Genomic DNA, 20,107 nt, shown 5'->3' on the forward strand with positions numbered 1-20,107 from the left:
ATTTATAAAGGTTTAATGGAAGCGGAAAAGCTGGCACAGCACGTGCAACTACCTTCATACCTGCAGCCAGGAATAACGGCGCAGACCTTTCGAAAAACAGGAGTGACTCACATGAAGAAGTTCGCCATTGCTGCCGCTACTGCTACCGCTCTGACCCTGACCATGGCTAATGCGGCATTTGCCCAACAGTCCACCCAGGCCCCGATGACGCTGGCGGCTGGTGAGATGACCGAAGCCAAGGAAGCTACTTCCGACACTTGGATCACCACCAAGGTGAAGGCTGACCTGATGACCGAGAAAGGTGTACCTGGCAGCGACATCAAGGTTGAAACCAACAAAGGCGTCGTATCGCTGTCTTCCGATGTGGCAGTGAGCGATTCGCAGAAAGAGATGGCCGTGGCCATCGCCAAGAAGATCAAAGGCGTTCAGGCCGTTTCGGCTGATGGTCTGAAGTCCGAATAAGGAATGTCCCATAGGCCAAACGGAATTGGCCACTTTTCAGGAAAGCCCCGGCATCACTGCCGGGGCTTTTTACTGTGCGCCTCAAATCACCGGGTTACGGGCGATGACGTCACTCTCGAAACAGTCCTGCTCGACGATCAGCGGTTCGACCAGCGGGCGACTGTCGCGAAAGTGCGCTGTCAGGGTGTGTGCCTCATAGGCGGCATCGTCACGGTAAATCTCGTAGAGGTAGATCACGTCGGGATCGAGGCGGTCCTGAGACACGTCGAACACCAGGCAACCGGGCTCGGTTGCCACGGAAGCAGCGGCATTGGCCTTGATAGCGGTCAGAAAAGTCTCGGCGCTGCCGGGCTTCACGCGTGTCTTGATAAACAGGCTATACACATGGCGCTCCTTTTGTTTTAAATTCAGATCTGAATTGTATACAAAAAAGGAGTTTCGCCAATGTCCGAGTTGCCTGCACGCCCTGGCCGTCTGAATGGCCTGCGCCATATTGCCTTGCTGGTCCCGAACCTTGAGGAGTGCGAGCGCTTTTACGTCGACGTGCTTGGCATGGAGGTGCTCAACCGGGCCAATGAAGACTTGGTCTACCTGACCTGCGGAAACGACAATTTGTCATTGGGGCGCGGGGCGGGGGCGGCCAATGGTTTGCAGACACTCGACCACTTCGGCTTCATCGTCGACAGCGTGGAAGAGCTGGAGGCCTGGTACCAGTACTTCAAGGCGCGCGGGGTGACCTTGCTCGACCGCCCGTTCAACCATGGGGATGGCGCGCGCAGCTTCCACTTGCTGGACCCGGCAGGTAACAAGGTACAGCCGCTGTATCACCCGGCGGTGTCGGGCCAGCGGTTGGTCTGATTGCAGCTTTTATTGCCGGTACCGGCCGCTTCGCGGGGCAAGCCCGCGAAGCGGCCCGGGTTGATCACTCTGCATCCAGGTGCATCGGGGTGATCACCCGGCCATCCTTCTCAGCCTGACCCAGGGTGGTATCGATGAAGTACACCCGGTCGTCTTCCAGCTTGCCCTTGTCCACCAGGTAGTCCTTGATGCTGCTGGCCCGCTCCTGGCCGAGCGTACGCAGCAAGGGGGCGCTCTCGGCCCAGGACTTGATCACCGCTTCACGCAGCTTGGCGGTGCGCTCGTCGCGCCCCAGTTGTTCCCACTCAGCCGGTGGTTGCTGCTTCAGGCGATTGCGGTAGATGCCTTCGAGCATCGCCGGTTTGTCGCTGTCGTCGATCACCAGCATCGAGGCATTGGCAGGCACCTTGTCGCCACGACGCTGCAGGATCTTGTACCAGGTGGCCTGGTACTCGCGGTCCAGGCGCTGCTGGGCGATCAACGGGCCGTCGCTGGTCTGCGCGCTGGTGCCTTCGATTTCCAGGCGCAGCTCCGGGCGCTCCTTGAGGGCCGAGGCCAGTTTGTCCAGCGACGACTGGGCGTCGCCACTGAGTTCACTCGAGCCTGGGGTGAACGACACGTTGCCAAGGTCTTCCGAGCCCCCGCCAGCAATCAGCCCGCCAATGAACTTGAACGGTGCCTGGGCCGCGCGCAACACCAGGTTGCGCAGGGTTTGCCAGACAATCGGCATGACGCTGAACTGCGGGTTGTTGAGGTCACCCGTCACCGGCAACTCGATGGAGATCTTGCCTTCGGTATCCTTGAGCAGTGCCACCGCCAGGCGGATCGGCAGGTCCACGGCATCCGGGCTGTCGACCTTTTCGCCCAGCTGCAATTGCTCGACCACCACCTTGTTCTCGGCCTTGAGCTGGCCGTTGGTGATCAGGTAGTGCAGGTCGAGGTTGAGCCGGCCCTTGCGGATACGGAAGCCTGCGAACTTGCCGGAGTAGGGCGTCAGCGTGGTCAGTTCGACCCGCTTGAAGCTGGTGGCGATATCCAGGCTGGCCAGCGGGTTGAACGGGTTGAGCGCACCCTTGATGGTAACCGGCGCATAGCGGTCGACCTTGCCCTTGATGTCCACCTTGGCCGGGTTCGGCTTACGGTTGTCGATCGTGCCGACCTGGCCGTTGAGCTGTTGCACGGCCGTGGCGAAGTTGGGCGTGAGGGACAGGTCGGCGAAGTTGGCCGAGCCGTCGTTGATGTCGATCTGGCCGATGTGTATGCCCAACGGCTTGTCGTTGCTGGCCGGTTTGGCAGCCTTGGAGGCCGGCGCGTCGGCCGGTTGCGGGATCAGCAGGTCGTTGATGTTGGTGGTGCGGTCTTCGTTGATGATGAAGCGCGCATAAGGCTGCAGCAGGGTCACCTTGTCGATCGACAAGGCATCACCGTGCACATACGACAGGCCGTCGACGTTCACTTGCTGCCACTTCACGAAGTCGCGGCCCTTGATGGTGTCGAGCGTATGCAGCTGGTTGACCTGGGCCTTGCCGGCGACGTTGAAGGCCAGTGGCTCGGTACTTTTCAAGTCGACCTTCAGGTCGCTGGCGAGCATGCCGCTGCGAAGCTCCAGGAGGATGAACGGGCTGATGTAGGCCTGGGCCACACGCAGGTCGATGTCACGTGTGCTGACATCCAGCTTGGCCCAGACCGGCGCCAGGTTGACCTGGCCAGCAGCCTGCAGCTTGCCTTGCTTGCCCACACCCGTATCGAGCTTGAGCGTGAAAGGCGTCTGGTTGAGGCTGTCGAAGCCTTGCAGGTCGACATTCAGCGGGCCGACGTCCAGGGCCACGGGTTCCTTCTGGCTGCGGTCTGCCAGGTGCACGCTGTAGTTGCGCAGCTGCACGTCCTTGAGCAGCACCTGCCAGGGCTTGCTTGGCGTGTTGGCGGCTTGCGCATCGGGCGCAGGCTCGGCAGCGGCGGGTTCGGCCTTTTCCTTGGGGGTGGGCTTGGCCGGTTGGCTGGCGAACAGCTTCTGCCAATCGAGTTGGCCGTCTTTTTCCAGCGCAGCCCAGGTTTCGAGTTTTTCGCTACGAATCTTGCCGACGATCACCTGTTGCTTGGCCAGGTCGATGGAGGTTTCACTCACCTCCAGGCTGGCCAGACGCGCGAGTTTGCGCCCATCTGGCGCCTTGATGGCGAAAGGCGCGATGCGTACCGAGGTGTTGTCCAGCAACAGCTCGGTCTGCTTGGACAGGTTGAGCTTGTAGTGGGTATCGAGGCTGATCACACCGTCTTCGAGCACCAGCGGCACGGCATCACGCACATACGGCCAGAACAGTTTCATCTTGCCGTCGGTGATCTTCAGCGTGCCTTCGGAGGCGATCGGCGACAGGCCAAGGGTGCCTTTCCAGTCGATGCGCCCACCGTTGGGGCCGTTGGCCACCAGCGTCATGTCGGCATTGTCGTCCGGCAGGGTGCTGAGGTTTTTCAGCTCCAGGTTCATGTTGTCGTAGAGGAATTCGATCGGCTCGCTCGGGCGTTGATCCTCGAAGTGCAGGTAACCTTCGGTGAGCTTGATGCTGCCGATGCGAAGCGGGAACGGGTCGCTGGGCGGCTGGTCCGGCTTGGCCTCACTGGCGGGCAACGTGAACAACTGGGTGAGGTTGAGCGTACCGTCTTTGGCGAACAGCACTTCATTGCGCGGTTTGTCGAGTTCCACTGCGGTCAGGTGCAGGGCACCGCTCCACAGGCTGTCGAGCGAGAGGTTGGCGTACAGCCGCTCGAAACCGACTTGTTCCTTGCCAGGCTCGCCGATCTGCAAGCCCCACAGCGTCAGTTCGAGGCTGAAGGGGTTCAGCTCGATGCGCTGCAGGTGCGCCGGCACGCTGGCATAGTGCGCCAACTGCTGGTTGGCGATGCGCAGGGCGACACCGGGAAGAATGAGGAAGCCGAGCAGGCTATAGAGGGCTACGAGGGCCAGCATGGCGCCGAGGGCGCGAGTCAATCCTTTGTACATGTGTCGCTTCGTCTGTCTAAGCAGGAGTGCTTGGAGTATGGCACGTTAAATCAGTTCCGCTGAGGCGACCATTTCGCCTCATTCGATGCCCATGCGGCGCTTTGCCCGATGCGCCGAGCCGTCGCGCATGGCCCAGCGCAGTACCGGCGCCGTGCGTTGCAGGCCAAGGCGGATCATGCGGCGCTGCAAGGGACCTTGTTGCAGGCCGAGCATGGCCTGGGCCCAATCGGGCAGCAGGTCGATGCCCGCGTTAAGCATCAGCTTGCCGACAGGTTGCGCCAGGCGGCTGGGGGCCGGTGCGGCAAGCAGGATGTCGACCACCTCGAAGCTGCGCGCATCGCTCTGCAACTGCGGGCGCATCTGCCGCAGGTAGTCTTCGACTTGCTGGCAGGAGCGCGGCACATCACGGGCGCCAAGGCGTTCGGCGATCAGGGCAATCTCGTTGTAGTAGGCATCCTGCTCGGCACGCGGCAGGTGCGGGTTGCGGTAACGCAGGTGGGCGGCGAGAAAACTGCTCACCTCGGCGACGTGCACCCAGGTCAGCAAGCCCGGGTCGCTGGCCGCATAGGGGCGGCCATCCGGCGCGGTACCGGTGACTTGCAGGTGAATGGTGCGGACCTTTTCGATCAGCCAGTCGGCGTCGCGGGTCGAGCCAAAGGTGGTGCCGGAAATGAACTGGCTGGTGCGGCGCAAACGGCCGAGCAGGTCCTGGCGAAAGTTCGAGTGGTCCCACACTCCGGCCAGGGCCAGCGGGTGCAGCAGTTGCAGCATAAGGGCACTGATGCCGCCGACCAGCATGCTCGGGAAGTCACCGTGTACCTGCCAACTGATGCTTTGCGGGCCAAACAGGCCAGGGTCGCCCTTGGGCGATTCCAGGTCGAGCTGGCCGAGGGCCAGCCCGGTAAGGCTCATGACCTGGGTTTCGATGCGGCGGCGAAGGGCTTCCATGGCGACCTGTCGTTCAGGGCGGCCATGAACATGTGCCGCCGGCTATTGGTTGAGGCGTTTGTCGATCAACCCCTGGACCACGCTCGGGTCGGCCAGGGTCGAGGTATCGCCGAGGTTTTCCAGCTCGTTGCAGGCGATCTTGCGCAGTATACGCCGCATGATCTTGCCCGAGCGGGTTTTGGGCAGCGCCGGCGCCCATTGGATCAGTTCCGGTTTGGCGAAGCTGCCGATTTCCTTGCTGACCAGGGCCAGCAGTTCGGCCTTGAGCGCGTCGTCGGGGTCCACGCCGTTCATGGTCGTGACAAAGGCGTACACCCCCTGGCCCTTGAGGTCATGGGGGTAGCCGACCACTGCCGCTTCGGCGACGCTGTCATGCAGGACCAGCGCGCTTTCCACCTCGGCCGTGCCGATGCGGTGGCCGGACACGTTGATCACGTCGTCAATGCGCCCGGTTATCCAGTAGTCGCCATCGGCATCGCGGCGTGCGCCGTCACCGGTGAAGTAGTAGCCGGGCAGGGGCTTGAAGTAGGTTTCGACCATGCGCTGATGGTCGCCATAGACGCTGCGAATCTGCCCGGGCCAACTGGCCTTGATGGCCAGCAGGCCGGCGCCGGGGCCTTCGATGAGTGCGCCTTTTTCGTCCAGCAGCACTGGCTGCACACCGAACATGGGCTGGCTGGCGCAGCCGGGCTTGAGCCGCTGGGTGCTGGGCAACGGGGTGAGCATGATGCCGCCGGTTTCGGTCTGCCACCAGGTATCGACGATCGGGCAGCGCTTGCGCCCGACTTCTTCGAAATACCATTCCCACGCTTCCGGGTTGATCGGCTCGCCAACGCTGCCGAGCAGGCGCAGGCTCTGGCGCGAGGTGCTCTGCAGCGGGCCGGAGCCTTCGCGCATGAGGGCGCGCAAGGCCGTGGGCGCGGTGTAGAAGATGTTCACCTGGTGCTTGTCCACCACCTGCCAGAAGCGCGATGTGTCCGGGTAATTGGGCACGCCTTCGAACATCAGTGAAATCGCACCATTGGCCAGCGGGCCATAGACGATGTAGCTGTGGCCGGTGACCCAGCCCACGTCCGCCGTGCACCAGAACACCTCACCCTCGCGGTAGTCGAACACCACCTTGAAAGTGAGTGTGGCCTGCAGCAGGTAGCCTGCGGTGGTATGCAACACGCCTTTGGGTTTGCCGGTGCTGCCGGAGGTGTAGAGGATGAACAGCGGGTCTTCTGCGCCCATGGGTTCGGGCGGGCAGTCGTCACCCGCCTGCTCGGTTGCCTGGTGATACCAGAGGTCGCGGCGTTCATCCCAGGCGATGTCGCCACCGGTGCGGCGCACGACGAATACGCTGCTGACATCGGGGCAGTTGGCCAGAGCCTTGTCGACGTTCAGCTTCAGCGGGATGCGCTTGCCCCCGCGCACGCCTTCATCGGCGGTGATCACGGTGCGGCAATCGGCATCGAGGATGCGATCGCGCAGGGCATCGGGCGAGAAGCCCCCAAACACCACTGAGTGCACGGCGCCCAGCCGCGTGCAGGCGAGCATGGCAAAGGCCGCTTCAGGGATCATCGGCATGTAGATGCAGACCCGGTCGCCTTTTTTCACCCCGCGCGCTTTCAGGGCATTGGCCAGGCGGCAGACCTGGCGGTGCAATTCGCGGTAGCTGATGGCTTTGGCGTCGTTAGGGTCGTCGCCTTCCCAGAGCAAGGCGGTCTGTTCGCCGCGCGTGGCCAGGTGGCGGTCGATGCAGTTGTAACTGACGTTCAGCTGGCCGCCGTCGAACCAACGGGCCTTGCCGGTTTTCAGGTCGCATTGCTGCACGCTCGACCAGGGCTTGACCCAGTCCAGGCGCTTGGCCTGCTCGGCCCAGAACGTATCGGGGTCGTCGACCGATTGCTGGTAGAGGCGGCGATACTCTTCGTCACTGAGGGTGGCCGATTGGCTGACGGCCAGGGCCTGGGGGTAGTCGCGTATATCGAACATGGCGGTTGTCCTGCTCTTGTCGGGGCGATGGACTGCAACGGCTATTCGATGGACAAGTGTAGCCAGGCTGGGTTCGCCTGGGCATGAAAGACGAAGGGCCCACCTTGGCGGTGAGCCCTTCTGCATCAACCGCGGTGACGGCCGCGGAAGTAGTTGATCAGGCCCTGGGTCGAACCGTCTTCGGCGCTGTCTTCCAGGCTGCCTACAAGGCGCTGGTAGACACCTTTGCCCAGCTCCTTGCCCAGCTCCACGCCCCACTGGTCGAAGGCATTGATGCCCCAGATCACGCTCTGCACGAAGACCTTGTGCTCATACATCGCCACCAGTGCGCCCAGGCGGCGCGGGCTGATGCGCTCGACCACCAGGGTGTTGCTCGGGCGGTTGCCCGGGATCACCTTGTGTGGCGCCAGCTTCTCGATGTCTGCTTCGTTCAGGCCTTTGCCGCGCAGTTCGGTCTCGGCTTCGTCACGGGTCTTGCCGAGCATCAGCGCCTGGCTCTGCGACAGGCAGTTGGCGTACAGCCACTGGTGGTGGTCGGCAACCGGGTTGAAGCTCACCACCGGCACGATGAAGTCGGCCGGAATCAGCTGGGTACCCTGGTGCAGCAACTGGTGGTAGGCATGCTGGCCGTTGCAGCCAACGCCGCCCCAGATTACCGGGCCGGTGTCGGTGTTCACCGGTGTGCCGTCCTGCAGCACGCTCTTGCCATTGGACTCCATGTCCAGCTGTTGCAAGTGCTTGGTGATGTTACGCAGGTAGTGGTCATACGGCAGGATCGCATGGCTGCGCGCGCCCCAGAAGTTGCCATACCACACGCCCAACAGGGCCAGCAGCACTGGCATGTTCTGTTCGAACGGCGCGGTCTGGAAGTGCTGGTCCATGGTGTAGGCGCCAGACAGCAGCTCCTTGAAGTTGGCGGTGCCGATGGCCAGGGCGATCGGCAGGCCGATGGCCGACCACAGCGAATAGCGCCCACCCACCCAGTCCCACATCGGGAAGATGTTCTCTTCGCGAATGCCGAAGGCCACGGCGGCGGCCTTGTTGCTGGAAACCGCGATGAAGTGGCGATACAGCTCGGCTTCCGAACCGCCCTGGGCCAGGTACCAGGTACGCGCGGCCATGGCGTTCTTCAGTGTTTCGAGGGTGTTGAACGACTTCGACGAAACGATGAACAGGGTGGTTTCGGCGCGCAGGTTGGCCGACAGTTCGTGGAACTCGCTGCCATCGATGTTCGCCAGGTAGTGGCAGCGCACGCCACGTTGCGCGTAGGGCAGCAGTGCCTCGGAGACCAGCTCGGGGCCAAGGAACGAGCCGCCGATGCCGATGTTGACCACGTCGGTGATCGGTTTTTCGCTGTAACCGCGCCACAGGCCATCGTGGATGCGCCCCACCAATTCGGTGATCTGGTTGAGCACCTTGTGCACCTCGGGCATCACGTTGACGCCGTTGACGCTGAGCTTGTCGCCAACCGGGCGGCGCAGGGCGGTGTGCAACACCGGGCGGCCTTCGGAGGCGTTGATGATCTCGCCGTTGAACATCGACTTGATGGCATCTTGCAGGCCGACTTCTTTGGCCAGGTTCACCAGCAGGTCACGGCTTTGTTCGTTGATCAGGTTTTTCGAGTAGTCGAGAAACAAGCCGCAGCAGCTCAGCGAGAACTGGTCAAAGCGCTTGGGGTCGGCGGCGAAGGCGTCACGCATGCTGAAGTCTTGCATGGCGTCGCGGTGTTGCTGGAGCGCCTGCCATGCGGGCAGGGCCGTCACATCATGGGGTGTACGGTAATACGCCATTGCGGAGGGTTCCTTGGTGCGTTGTGAGGCCTTGGACATTGGCCTTGGCTGTCAGTTGCAGGCAGTCATTATAGGCATTGGCGGCGCGGGGGGAATGGGGGGCGTGACGGGATATCGCGGGGCGTCTGCACGGTATGTTGCAGGGGCGGCCTTGCGCCGCGAAAGGGGCGCAAAGCGCCCCCGGAAAACCGCATGATCAGGCGGTCTTGTCTTCCACGTGCAGGTACAGGTTGTCGATCAACCGGGTGTTACCCAGGTAAGCCGCTGCGATCACCACCAGGTCCCGATCATCGATCAGCGCCGGGCGCAGGCTCACGGCATGGCGAATTTCCAGGTAGTCCGGGCGCAAACCCGCAGCGGTCAGTTGCGCCAGCCCTTCTGCGGCCAGTGCCGCAAAATCACGCTGGCCACGGCCAAGCGCCGCCCCGATGTGCTGCAGGGTGCGGTACAGCGCAGGCGCGGTAACACGTTGCTCGGGCGTGAGGTAACCATTGCGCGACGACAGCGCCAGGCCGTCCTCGGCGCGCACGGTCGGCTCACCGATGATCTGGATGGGCATGTTCAGGTCGCGCACCATGGCGCGGATCACGGCCAACTGCTGGAAGTCCTTCTCGCCGAACACGGCGAGGTCCGGCTGGACCATGTTGAACAGCTTGCTGACCACCGTCGCCACACCTTCGAAATGCCCTGGCCGGCTGGCGCCGCACAGGCCTTCGGAGAGCTGGGGCACGCTTACCCGGGTTTGCACGCTCATGCCGTCGGGGTACATCTCGTCGACAGTCGGGGCAAACAGCAGGTTGCAGCCCGCCTGGAGCAAGCGCTCCTGGTCGGCAGCCAGGGTGCGCGGGTAGGCGTCGAGGTCTTCATTGACGCCGAACTGCAGCGGGTTGACGAAGATGCTGGCAACCACGAAATCGGCTCGCTGGGCGGCCTTGGTCACCAGGGCGGCATGGCCGCTGTGCAGGTTGCCCATGGTCGGCACGAACGCGATGCGCTTGCCTTCGCCGCGGGCGCGGCCAACGGCGGCGCGCAGTTCGCGGACGGTCTTGACAGTGTTCATGCGCTGAACCCGTGTTCGCTGGCGGGGAAGCTGACGTCCTTGACCGCCTTCACGTAGGCGGCGAGGGCGCTGTCGATGTCCGGCTGGCCGGCCATGAAGTTCTTCACGAACTTCGGTACCCGGCCACTCAGCGACAGGCCAAGCATGTCGTGCAGCACCAGCACCTGGCCATCGGTGGCGCTGCCGGCGCCGATGCCGATCACCGGAATGCTCACCGCCTGGGTGATTTCCGCTGCCAGTTCACTTGGCACGCATTCGAGCAGCAGCATGGCCGCGCCGGCTTGTTCCAGGGCAATGGCGTCGGCACGCATCTGCCGCGCCTGGGCTTCCTGGCGGCCCTGCACCTTGTAACCGCCCAGCACGTTGACGGTCTGTGGCGTCAGGCCCATGTGCGCGCACACCGGTACACCGCGCTCGGCCAGCAGGCGAACGGTCTCGGCCAGCCAGGCGGCGCCTTCGAGCTTGATCATGTGGGCGCCGGCCTGCATCAGCGTGGCGCAGTTGGCGAAGGCCTGCTCGGGGGTGGCGTGCGCCATGAACGGCAGGTCGGCCAGAATCAGCGCGCCATCGTTGCCACGCTTGACGCAGGCAGTGTGGTAGGCCATTTCCGCCGTGGTCACAGGCAGTGTGCTGTCGTGGCCTTGCAGGACCATCCCCAGCGAGTCGCCCACCAGCAACACTTCGACACCGGCCTGGCTGGCGGCCTTGGCGAAGGTCGCGTCGTAGCAGGTCAGCATGGTGATTTTTTCACCCTTGGCCTTGAGGCCATGCAGGGTGGTCAGGGTTACTTCAGGCATGTAGGAAAATCCTCGTTCAGGCGCTGTTAAAACGACTGCATACAACGCGTGTAGTCATCTTCCGGAGCGGCACATCATCGCGCGTGATGTTCGCAGGTCCGTCCGGGCCTAAATACGGGTATGCGGCACTTGGGTGCCACACGGGACGCCTATAGTCGTGAGCGAGGTGGGGGAAGTCAATCACCCTGTTACCGCATTGTTACGAACAGGGTGTTACTGGCGTTACCGTCGCCTGGAGCGCCCGAATTACAGGCGCTCGAGACCGACGAACGGGCAGGCGCTGATGAGCTGGGCAAGTTCGCGGCCATCGGGCAGGCAGAAGCCGTCTGGCACCAGTTCGGCCAGGGGGTACAGCACGAAGGCGCGGGCGTGCATGTGGTAATGCGGTACCTGCAGGCGCGGCACGTCGATCAGCTGGTCGCCGAACAGCAGGATATCCAGGTCGAGCGTGCGAGGCCCCCAACGCTCCTTGCGCACGCGGCCCTGGTCATTTTCGATGGCCTGCAGGGCGTCGAGCAGGGCCAATGGCTCGAGCGAGGTGTCGAGCGCCGCCACGGCGTTGGTGTAGCGCGGCTGGCCAGGCAGCAGCGAGTCGCTGGTGAACAGGCCCGAGGCCGCCACCAGGCGGGTGCCTTCGGCCTGGCCCAGCGCCTGGAAGGCGTTTTGCAGTTGTTCTGCAGGCGCGTCCAGGTTGCTGCCCAGGCCGATGTAGGCGCGCGTTGTCACTCGAACGCCTCGTCGCCACCGCGTTTACGCTTGCTGGGGCTGCGTTTGCGCTTGCGCGGGCCGGCGCCGGTACCTTCGTCGCGGCTGCCCAGCTCACGGATCATGTCGCGGCGCTGGCTGTCGTTGGCATCCTGGTAGTCAGTCCACCATTGGCCGAGGTCATCGGTTTCCTCGCCAGCGCTTTCACGCAGCAGCAGGAAGTCGTAACCGGCACGGAAGCGCGGGTTGTCCAGCAACTGGTCGGCGCGCTTGCCGCTGCGACGTGGCAGGCGTTCCTGCATGTCCCAGATCTCGCGGATCGGCAGGGTGAAACGCTTCGGGATAGCAATGCGTGCGCACTGTTCGGCGATCAGGTCGTGGGCCGCACCGTTCATGGCTGGGATCGGTGGCACACCCTGGTTTTGCAGGTGCAGCACACGGGCCGGCAGGGCGGGCCACAGCAGCGCGGCGAAGAGGAAGGCCGGCGTGACCGGTTTGCCCTGTTTGACGCGCAGATCGGTGTTGGTCAGCGCCTGGCTGATCAAGGTGTGGGTGTAGCTCGGGCGTTCGTCCAGGGCTTGCGCGCTGGCCGGGAACAACGGCTCGAACAGCTGCAGGTCGACCAGCATTTCGAAGGCCATCGCACCTTGGCCCGAGAGGAACAGCTTGAGGCTTTCCTCGAACAGGCGCGCAGGCGGGATCTCGCGCAGCAGCGGGGCCAACTCGCGGATCGGCTGCACCGTGTGCTTCTCGATGCCGAAGTCGAGCTTGGCGGCGAAACGCACGGCACGCAGCATGCGCACCGGGTCTTCCTGGTAGCGGTGGGTTGGGTCACCGATCAGGCGCAACAGGCGGTTGCGCACATCGTGCACGCCGTTGGCGTAATCGAGGATGCGCTCGCTGACGGGGTCGTAGTAGAGGGCATTGATGGTGAAGTCGCGGCGTTGCGCGTCTTCTTCCAGGGTGCCGTACACGTTGTCACGCAGGATGCGGCCACTGGCATTGTGCGACGAACGGTGGTTATCACCTTGGTCGTCTTCCGAGTGGTGGGCGCGGAAGGTGGCGACTTCGATGATCTCACGGCCGAAATGCACGTGGACCAGCTTGAAGCGGCGACCAATGATGCGCGCGTTACGGAACTCGGCACGGACCTGTTCGGGCGTGGCGCTGGTGGCGACGTCGAAGTCTTTGGGCGTGATGCCCAGCATCAGGTCGCGGACACAGCCACCGACCAGGTAAGCCTGGTAGCCCGCACTCTGCAGGCGCTCGACGATGTTCACCGCGTGGCGGCTGAACTGGTGGCGTTGCAGCGAGTGTTGGCTCTTGTTGATCACCTCGGGCGTGGTGCGCCGGTGGTGCTGGCCCGGTACGGGAGGGCGGAACGACTGGAACAGCTTCTTCAGCATGGGATGCACTGTTTGAAGGAATGTTCGGCCAAGAATAGGAGAATGGCCGCATGATGGGCGGGGATTCTAGCATTTACTCAAGGAATGGTGTAGGCGGGTAGCAGGATGACTGCCAGAAGGGAGAAACGACAAGGGGAGCCTAAGCTCCCCAAGAAGTCGTTGCGTGCTCTTATTATTTTTTTGCTGGGCTTCTTGTTTTTGTTGAGTGCCCTGTCCACAAATCGCAAAGCTTGTGGACGACCCCTAATCCAGGGGTAAAGAGCAAACGGATTGCTTTGGCCGCTGATGTCACGTTGATCTGTCGATCCAACCAGTTCAGGCGCTGCTTTTTAGTGCAGTTTTTGTTGTTCTCTGCCTGGTCGTGGGGCAAGCCCCAAACACGCATCCTCTCCAAAAGAATCAGTTAGCTGCGCCTCCGCCGTCTTGTTTTTATTGTGCGTGAGCCGTTTCGTCTTGTTCTTATTCTGAGTTGCAGTGCTTGTTATTGTTTTTGTACTAAGCATATAGCAGGTGCCGTGCCAACTTTGCGAAACCCAATGAAATCAAGGGTTTGGAGGTTTTCGCAGGATTCGGACGGGCTGAAAAGGGCGGGGTTTCGTTACCGTACACCTCGGCAACTGTTACGTCTGAAAGGTTGGGTAACAGATTTTTGCGGTAACTGATGTGTTACCTGGGGTGTGCATGCTGGCCGACCAGGCCAGTAAAGAAGCGTCAGGGCAGGAGGGACCCCCTGCCCACGCGATCAGTTACTCGCTGATGGCATTGCTCTTGCGCCGCGGGATGCCCAGGCGCTGACGGCGTTCCCACAGGCATTTGCGGCTGACGCCAAGCTTGCGGGCAAGCTCTGTCTCGGTCATGTGGTCCTGGTGCTCCAGGACGAAGTGCTGGAAGTAGTCTTCCAGTGACAGGTCCTCGGTCGGCTCATGGCTGGCATTGCCAGCGCTGGCGCCGCCCAGGGCGTTGTCGAGCAGGTCGTCGTCTTCCAGGTCGCTCAGCTCGATGTCGATGCCCAGCAGGTCGGCGGAAATTTCTGCGCTCTCGCTGAGAATCACCGCGCGCTCGACGGCGTTTTCCAGCTCACGCACGTTACCCGGCCAGCTGTAATGACGAATGGCCTGTTCGGCGTCGGCAGAGAAGTGCAGGTCATCACGGCCGATGCGTGCGCTCTGGCGGGCCAGGAAGGCGCTGGCAATCTCGTTGACGTCGCTGCCGCGCTCACGCAGGGCGGGCAGTTTCAGGGCGATCACGTGCAGGCGGTAATAAAGGTCTTCACGGAACTGGCCGGCCTTGGCCAGGTTTTTCAGGTCGCGGTGGGTCGCGGCAATCAGGCGTACATCGACCTTTTGCGACTGCACCGAGCCGACCCGGCGGATTTCGCCTTCCTGCAGCACGCGCAGCAGGCGAGCCTGTGCTTCCAGTGGCAATTCGCCGATTTCATCGAGGAACAAGGTGCCGCCGTCCGCCGCTTCCACCAGCCCGGCGCGCCCTGCGCTGGCGCCGGTGAAGGCGCCTTTTTCGTGGCCGAACAACTCGGACTCGATCAGGGTCTCGGGGATGGCCGCGCAGTTCACCGAGATCATCGGTGCCTTGGCCCGCCGCGACAGGTTGTGCAGGGCGCGGGCGACCAGCTCCTTGCCGGTGCCCGATTCGCCCTGGATCAGGACATTGGAATCGGTCGGCGCCACCTTGCGGATCTTGCTGTACATGTCCTGCATCGGCGGGCACGAGCCGATGATGCCAATTTCGCCGTTGGCCGAGGCATTGCTGCCCTTGTCGGCAGCGGCGGCCTTGCCGTTGCTGCGCGGCTCGGCAGCCGGTGCGGCAGCGGGCGCGCTTGGCCGGTCACGGAGGATGCGCGCCACAGCTTGTAGCATCTCGTCGTGGTCGAAGGGCTTGGCGATGTAGTCCACCGCGCCCATTTTCATCGAATCCACCGCCGAGCGCAGGCTGGCGTAACTGGTCATGATCAGCACCGGGGTGCCCTGGCCGAGCTTGATCAGCTCGGTGCCAGGTGCGCCCGGCAGGCGCAGGTCGCTGACGATCAGGTCGAAGGTGGCAATGCTGAAGCGTTCCTGGGCTTCCTGCACCGAGCCGGCTTCGCTGACTTGGTACTGGTTCCGCTCGAGCAGGCGACGCAAGGCCGAGCGGATGATGGTTTCGTCTTCGACGATCAGAATATGCGGCATTGATTCAATTCTCTCGACGGTCTCGAATTTCAGGGGACGTCGCTACGACATGCCGGGGCAGGGTCACGCGGATCCGGGTGCCACGTTGCCGTTCGATATCGGCAGGGCTGTCGATGGTGATTTGCCCATAATGCTCTTCCACGATGGAATAGACCAGAGCGAGCCCCAGTCCGGTTCCTTCGCCCGGGTCCTTGGTGGTGAAGAAGGGTTCGAACAGGCGGTCCATGATGTTCTTCGGGATGCCACTGCCCTCGTCTTCGACGATCAGGTCGACGGTGTGTTCGCTGATTTCGCTGCGCACGCGCACGGCACTGCCGGGCGGCGACGCGTCGCGGGCATTGGAGAGCAGGTTGATCAGCACCTGGGCCAGGCGCTGGGGGTCCCCTTCGGCCCAGTGTTCCGGGTCGCAGAGGTTGAAGAACTGGACTTCGAAGTTGCGCCGGTTCAACGCCAGCAGGCCGATGGCATCCTGCGCCACTTCGGCCAGGCACACCGGCTCTTCGCTGTTCTGGTGGCTGCCACCGGCATGGGCGAAGCTCATCAACGACTGGACAATGCGCGAGACCCGTTTGGTCTGCTCAAGAATCTGGCTCGACAGCTCGGTGATCTCGCCATCGCCCTCGCGTTCCTCGCGCAGGTTCTGCGCCAGGCAAGCGATGCCGGTGATCGGGTTGCCGATTTCGTGGGCCACGCCCGCCGCCAGGCGGCCGATGCTGGCCAGGCGCTCGGAGTGCACCAGCTTGTCTTCCAGGGCCTGGGTTTCGGTCAGGTCTTCGACCAGCAGCACCAGGCCGCTGTTACCCGGTGCCAGTGGCTCGTCGATGGCGGCCTTGTGCAGGTTCAGCCAACGGGGCTGGCCGTCGAGGGCCAGGCGTTGCTTGTGCAAGTGTTCGTCGGGCAGGTCGATGAAGCCTTGCAGCAGGCCGCGCCACGGCTCGCCGATGGTCATCAGGCGCGACCCGACCACGTGCTTGGCAGCGATGCCGGTGAGCTCCTCCATGGCCTTGTTCCACATCAGGATCTCTTGGTCCTTGGCCAGGGAGCAGACGCCCATGGGCAGTTCCTGCAGGGTCTGGCGGTGGTAGCGGCGCAAGGCGTCGAGCTCGGCGGCAAGGCCGGTCAGGCGCGAGTGGTAGTCTTCCAGGCGGCTTTCGATGAAGTGGATGTCTTCGGTGACGTAGTTTTCGTTGCCGGACTTGTAGGGCAGGAACGTCTCGACCATGTCCTGGGCCACGCTCGGGCCCATCAGGCCCGAGAGGTTGGCCTCGATGCGGTCGCGCAGGCGGCGCAACGCGTAGGGGCGGCGCTCGTCGAACGGCAGGTAGAGGTCGCGCAGTGCTTGTTCCACTTCTTTCTGCGCGGCCTTGGCGCCCAATGGCTTGGCCAGTTGGGTGGCAAATTCCTGCGGCGAGGCGGCATGCAGCTCACGGCGCTGCGGGCGCCGCACGTTGTCCACCGCGCACGCTTCGGCGGCGCTGACCTCTTCGCTGCTGGCGTTGGTGAACAGCGAGATCAGAGTAAACAGCAAGACGTTGGCCGCCAGCGAGGCGATGGCCGCCATGTGCCAGCTGGTGTCGTCGAGCACATAGATCATGTCCAGCAACGGGATGTAGAAGCCCTGCAGGTTGCCCAACAGCGGCAGCAGCATGGTCACCATCCACACCAGGGTGCCGGCCAGCAAGCCGGCGATGAAGCCGCGGCGGTTGGCGGTCGGCCAATACAGTACCGACAGCACGCCCGGCAGGAACTGCAAGGTGGCGACAAACGCGACGATGCCCAGGTTGGCCAGGCTCTGGTGGTTGTTCTGGGTCAGGTAGAACATGAAGCCGGCGGTGATGATGGCGACGATCAGCGCGCGGCGGGTCCATTTCAGCCAGCGGTAGATGTTGCCTTCGGCCGGCGGCTGGTACAGCGGCAGCACCAGGTGGTTGAGGGCCATGCCCGACAGCGCGAGGGTGGTGACGATGATCAACCCGCTGGCCGCTGACAGGCCGCCTATATACGCCAGCAGCGCCAGCGCCTCGTTGTTGGCAGCAATGCCAAGGCCCAGCGTGAAGTACTCGGGGTTGGTGCTGGCGCCCAGGCGCAGGCCGGCCCACAGCACCAGCGGCACGGCCAGGCTCATCAGCAGCAGGAACAACGGCAGGCCCCAGCTGGCACTGACCAGCGAGCGCGGGTTGAGGTTTTCGGTAAAGGCCATGTGGTACATGTGCGGCATGACGATGGCCGAGGCGAAGAACACCAGCAGCAGGGTGCGCCATGGCCCTTCCTGCAGCGGTGTGTGCAGCGCGGCCAGGGCGGTCTGGTTCTGCAGCAGCCACACTTCAAGCTCGTGCGGGCCGCCGAACACACCGTACAAGGCATACAGCCCGATACCGCCCAGGGCCAGCAGTTTGATCACCGACTCGAAGGCAATGGCGAACACCAGCCCTTCGTGCTTCTCGCGCGTGGCGATGTGCCGCGAGCCGAAGAAGATGGTGAACAGGGTGATCAGTGCACAAAAGGCGAAGGCTACCCTGGCCTTGACCGGCTCGCCGGTGAGGATGCTGATTGAATCGGCCACCGCCTGGATCTGCAGGGCCAGCAACGGCAATACGCCGATCAGCATGATGACGGTGGTCAGCGCGCCGGCCCAGGTGCTGCGAAAGCGAAACGCCAGCAGGTCGGCCAGGGACGATAGCTGATAGGTGCGGGTGATTTTGAGGATGGGGTAGAGCAGCACCGGCGCCAGCAGGAAGGCCCCGGAAACCCCCAGGTAGCAGGCCAGGAAGCCATAACCGTACTGGTAGGCCAGGCCCACCGAGCCATAGAAGGCCCAGGCACTGGCATACACGCCCAGCGACAGGGTGTAGGTCAGCGGGTGGCGAATGATCGAACGGGGAATCAGCCCGCGCTCGCTGATCCAGGCCACGCCGAACAGTACCATCAGGTACGCGGCGCTGATCAGGATCATCTGGGTCAGGCTAAAGCTCATCGGCATCTCGTTGGCTCTGCAGGATGAAGGTGACGACGATCAGGATCAGCCAGAGCAGGTAGGGGCGGTACCAGGCACCGGTTGGTTCGATCCACCAGTCCATGATGGCCGGGGAGAACAGGTAGATCCCCACGACCAGAAGCAGGACCAAACGATAGATGTACATGCTGGCCTCGATGGTTGGGCGCTGCGGGCTTGGACTTATTATTGGCGCAAATGGCGGGGGGGATGCTAGCGGGAATCCATTGCGTTAGCCAAGGTTTTGAAAGTATTGGGCTTTTGTTTTCGGTGAGATGCGCGGTGTTTAGCATCACGCGATTCCTGTAGGAGCGGCCTTGTGTCGCGATGGGGCGCGTAGCGGCCCCAGGATTTCAGCTCTGCCGCACCTATTGCCGGGGCTGCTTTGCAGCCCTTCGCGACACAAGGCCGCTCCTACACTGACCGCATTGGCCGGTCAGATCCGAGGCTCAGCGCAAATCAGCTTCAGGCACTGTGGTCCGCTGCGCAATCGCCTCCGGCCGCCACTGCTGGCGGGCTATCGCCAACACTTCAGCCGGCGTAGCCAACAGCAAATCGGGGTCTGCTTCCTGCCCCAACGCCCGCAATGCCCGCAACAGCAGCGGTGTAGCATGCTCCGCCTGCAGGGGTGGCGAGCGGTACGATTTGCCCAGCTTGTGCCCATCCGGCTGCACGATCAGCGGAATATGCAGGTAGCGCGGCTGTGAGAAGCCCAGCAACTCCTGCAGGTACAGCTGCCGTGGGGTGTTGTCGAGCAGGTCGGCGCCCCGCACGATGTCGGTAACACCCTGCCAGGCATCGTCCAGCACCACCGCCAGTTGGTACGCATACAGCCCGTCGCGGCGCTGGATGACGAAGTCGCCCACCTCACGCCCGAGGTGTTGCTGGTACTCGCCCTGTACCCGGTCGGTAAAGCGGTAGATCAGCTCTGGCACGCGCAAGCGGATCGCCGCACCTTCACGGGCATGACCGGCATTGCGGCACAAGCCTGGGTAGATGCCGTTGTAACCCTCCAGCTGCTTGCGCGAACAGGTGCAGGCGTAGGCCAGGCCCAGGTTGAACAGGCGATCGACCACGGCGGCGTAGGCATCGTGGCGCTGGCTCTGGAACACCACCTCGCCGTCCCACGCCAGCCCGTAGCGCTCCAGGGTCTGCAGGATGGCATCGCGGGCGCCGGGCATTTCCCGGGGCGGGTCGGTGTCTTCCATGCGCAGCAGCCAGCGGCCATTGACGGCGCGGGCATCGAGCCAGGAGGCGAGGGCGGCGACCAGCGAGCCGAAGTGCAGAAAGCCACTGGGGGTAGGGGCGAAGCGCCCGATGTAGCTGGAGTCGTTCATGGCTGTCGTGCGTCTGAAAATGAAACGGGGCGCAAGATGCGCCCCGTTCGGATGGGAAAAGGGTCAGCCTTTGCCGACGGTTTTTTCCTTTTTCTCCGCGATTTCCTTGCAGTCGAAGCACAGGTCGGCGGTAGGGCGGGCTTCCAGACGGCGCAGGCCGATCTCGATGCCGCAGGATTCACACCAGCCGTATTCTTCGTCCTGGATCAACTGCAGGGTTTTATCAATCTTCTTGATCAGCTTGCGCTCGCGATCCCGGCTACGCAGTTCCAGCGCAAACTCTTCTTCTTGGCTTGCACGGTCTGCAGGGTCAGCGAAGTTGGCCGCTTCTTCCTTCATGTGGTCGACGGTTTTATCGACACCCTCCATGAGGTCTTTTTTCCAGGCGTTGAGGACTTTGGTGAAGTGCTCTCGCATGGGTTTACCCATGTACTCCTCACCCTTTTTTACCTCGTAAGGATCGACGCCATGAAGAGATTGATTCGATTTTTGCTTTTCTAGGGTGGACATGAATAGACCGCCTCTTACTCATCTGATCCAATGCGCAGGCTGCTCCATCTCCGGCAACTACCGGCCCTGCGACTGCTAGCCGCC

At 63.0% G+C, this 20,107-nt stretch carries 16 protein-coding genes; 2 read left to right on the plus strand and 14 right to left on the minus strand.

Annotated features, from left to right (window positions below; all coding sequences use genetic code 11):
* Nucleotides 1–111 precede the first annotated feature (111 nt).
* The gene (locus DJ563_RS24740) at nt 112–462 is read left to right on the plus strand and encodes a BON domain-containing protein (protein ID WP_434519747.1); all 351 of its coding nucleotides are present in this window, start codon (nt 112–114) and stop codon (nt 460–462) included.
* 81 nt (nt 463–543) lie between these two features.
* On the opposite strand, the gene DJ563_RS24745 is transcribed toward DJ563_RS24740, so the two are convergent.
* On the minus strand, nt 544–846 hold the full coding sequence (locus DJ563_RS24745) for a putative quinol monooxygenase (protein ID WP_434518499.1): 303 nt from the start codon (nt 844–846) through the stop codon (nt 544–546).
* Between the two features lie 60 nt (nt 847–906).
* On the opposite strand from DJ563_RS24745, the gene DJ563_RS24750 reads away from it, so the two are divergent.
* The gene (locus tag DJ563_RS24750) at nt 907–1,320 is read left to right on the plus strand and encodes a VOC family protein (RefSeq protein WP_434518500.1); all 414 of its coding nucleotides are present in this window, start codon (nt 907–909) and stop codon (nt 1,318–1,320) included.
* A 64-nt stretch (nt 1,321–1,384) separates the two neighbouring features.
* Here DJ563_RS24750 and DJ563_RS24755 read toward each other — a convergent pair whose 3' ends face one another.
* The 13 genes from DJ563_RS24755 to dksA all read right to left on the minus strand — a co-directional run bounded on the left by DJ563_RS24755 (nt 1,385) and on the right by dksA (nt 20,023).
* Nucleotides 1,385–4,315: a DUF748 domain-containing protein gene (locus DJ563_RS24755; RefSeq protein WP_434518501.1), complete on the minus strand. Its 2,931-nt coding sequence runs from the start codon at nt 4,313–4,315 to the stop codon at nt 1,385–1,387.
* Nucleotides 4,316–4,393: 78 nt separating this feature from the next.
* Nucleotides 4,394–5,263: an oxygenase MpaB family protein gene (locus DJ563_RS24760; protein ID WP_033701574.1), complete on the minus strand. Its 870-nt coding sequence runs from the start codon at nt 5,261–5,263 to the stop codon at nt 4,394–4,396.
* A gap of 42 nt (nt 5,264–5,305) precedes the next feature.
* Nucleotides 5,306–7,240, minus strand: a complete 1,935-nt coding sequence (acs, locus tag DJ563_RS24765; RefSeq protein ID WP_274100150.1) for an acetate--CoA ligase — start codon at nt 7,238–7,240, stop codon at nt 5,306–5,308.
* 125 nt (nt 7,241–7,365) lie between these two features.
* Complete coding sequence (gene pgi / locus DJ563_RS24770; protein WP_033701571.1) at nt 7,366–9,030, minus strand: glucose-6-phosphate isomerase; 1,665 nt, start codon at nt 9,028–9,030, stop codon at nt 7,366–7,368.
* Nucleotides 9,031–9,226: 196 nt separating this feature from the next.
* A complete protein-coding gene (gene panC, locus DJ563_RS24775) occupies nt 9,227–10,090 on the minus strand; it encodes a pantoate--beta-alanine ligase (protein ID WP_033701570.1) in 864 nt (287 codons plus the stop codon).
* Nucleotides 10,087–10,887 (minus strand): 3-methyl-2-oxobutanoate hydroxymethyltransferase, encoded by an 801-nt coding sequence (gene panB, locus DJ563_RS24780; protein WP_033701569.1) that lies wholly within the window; start codon nt 10,885–10,887, stop codon nt 10,087–10,089. Before panB ends, panC begins: the two co-directional genes overlap by 4 nt.
* A gap of 246 nt (nt 10,888–11,133) precedes the next feature.
* The gene (gene folK / locus DJ563_RS24785; RefSeq protein ID WP_274100151.1) at nt 11,134–11,613 is read right to left on the minus strand and encodes a 2-amino-4-hydroxy-6-hydroxymethyldihydropteridine diphosphokinase; all 480 of its coding nucleotides are present in this window, start codon (nt 11,611–11,613) and stop codon (nt 11,134–11,136) included.
* Entirely contained in the window at nt 11,610–12,998 is a 1,389-nt protein-coding gene (locus tag DJ563_RS24790) for a polynucleotide adenylyltransferase PcnB (RefSeq protein WP_033701566.1), read from the minus strand. The genes folK and DJ563_RS24790 overlap by 4 nt, the downstream gene beginning before the upstream one ends.
* 746 nt (nt 12,999–13,744) lie before the next feature.
* Nucleotides 13,745–15,184 carry a sigma-54-dependent transcriptional regulator gene (locus DJ563_RS24795; RefSeq protein ID WP_274099175.1) on the minus strand — a complete coding sequence of 480 codons (1,440 nt, stop codon included), beginning with the start codon at nt 15,182–15,184 and terminating at the stop codon, nt 13,745–13,747.
* Between the two features lie 4 nt (nt 15,185–15,188).
* Nucleotides 15,189–18,164: a sensor histidine kinase gene (locus DJ563_RS24800; protein ID WP_434518502.1), complete on the minus strand. Its 2,976-nt coding sequence runs from the start codon at nt 18,162–18,164 to the stop codon at nt 15,189–15,191.
* Nucleotides 18,148–18,324: a hypothetical protein gene (locus tag DJ563_RS24805; protein ID WP_003250005.1), complete on the minus strand. Its 177-nt coding sequence runs from the start codon at nt 18,322–18,324 to the stop codon at nt 18,148–18,150. Before DJ563_RS24805 ends, DJ563_RS24800 begins: the two co-directional genes overlap by 17 nt.
* A gap of 301 nt (nt 18,325–18,625) precedes the next feature.
* Nucleotides 18,626–19,513 (minus strand): tRNA glutamyl-Q(34) synthetase GluQRS, encoded by an 888-nt coding sequence (gene gluQRS / locus DJ563_RS24810; RefSeq protein ID WP_274099174.1) that lies wholly within the window; start codon nt 19,511–19,513, stop codon nt 18,626–18,628.
* A gap of 63 nt (nt 19,514–19,576) precedes the next feature.
* A complete protein-coding gene (gene dksA / locus DJ563_RS24815; protein WP_274099173.1) occupies nt 19,577–20,023 on the minus strand; it encodes an RNA polymerase-binding protein DksA in 447 nt (148 codons plus the stop codon).
* Between the last annotated feature and the right edge of the window lie 84 nt (nt 20,024–20,107).

This window comes from Pseudomonas sp. NFX1 (assembly GCF_051123555.1).
GTDB lineage: Bacteria > Pseudomonadota > Gammaproteobacteria > Pseudomonadales > Pseudomonadaceae > Aquipseudomonas > Aquipseudomonas capeferrum.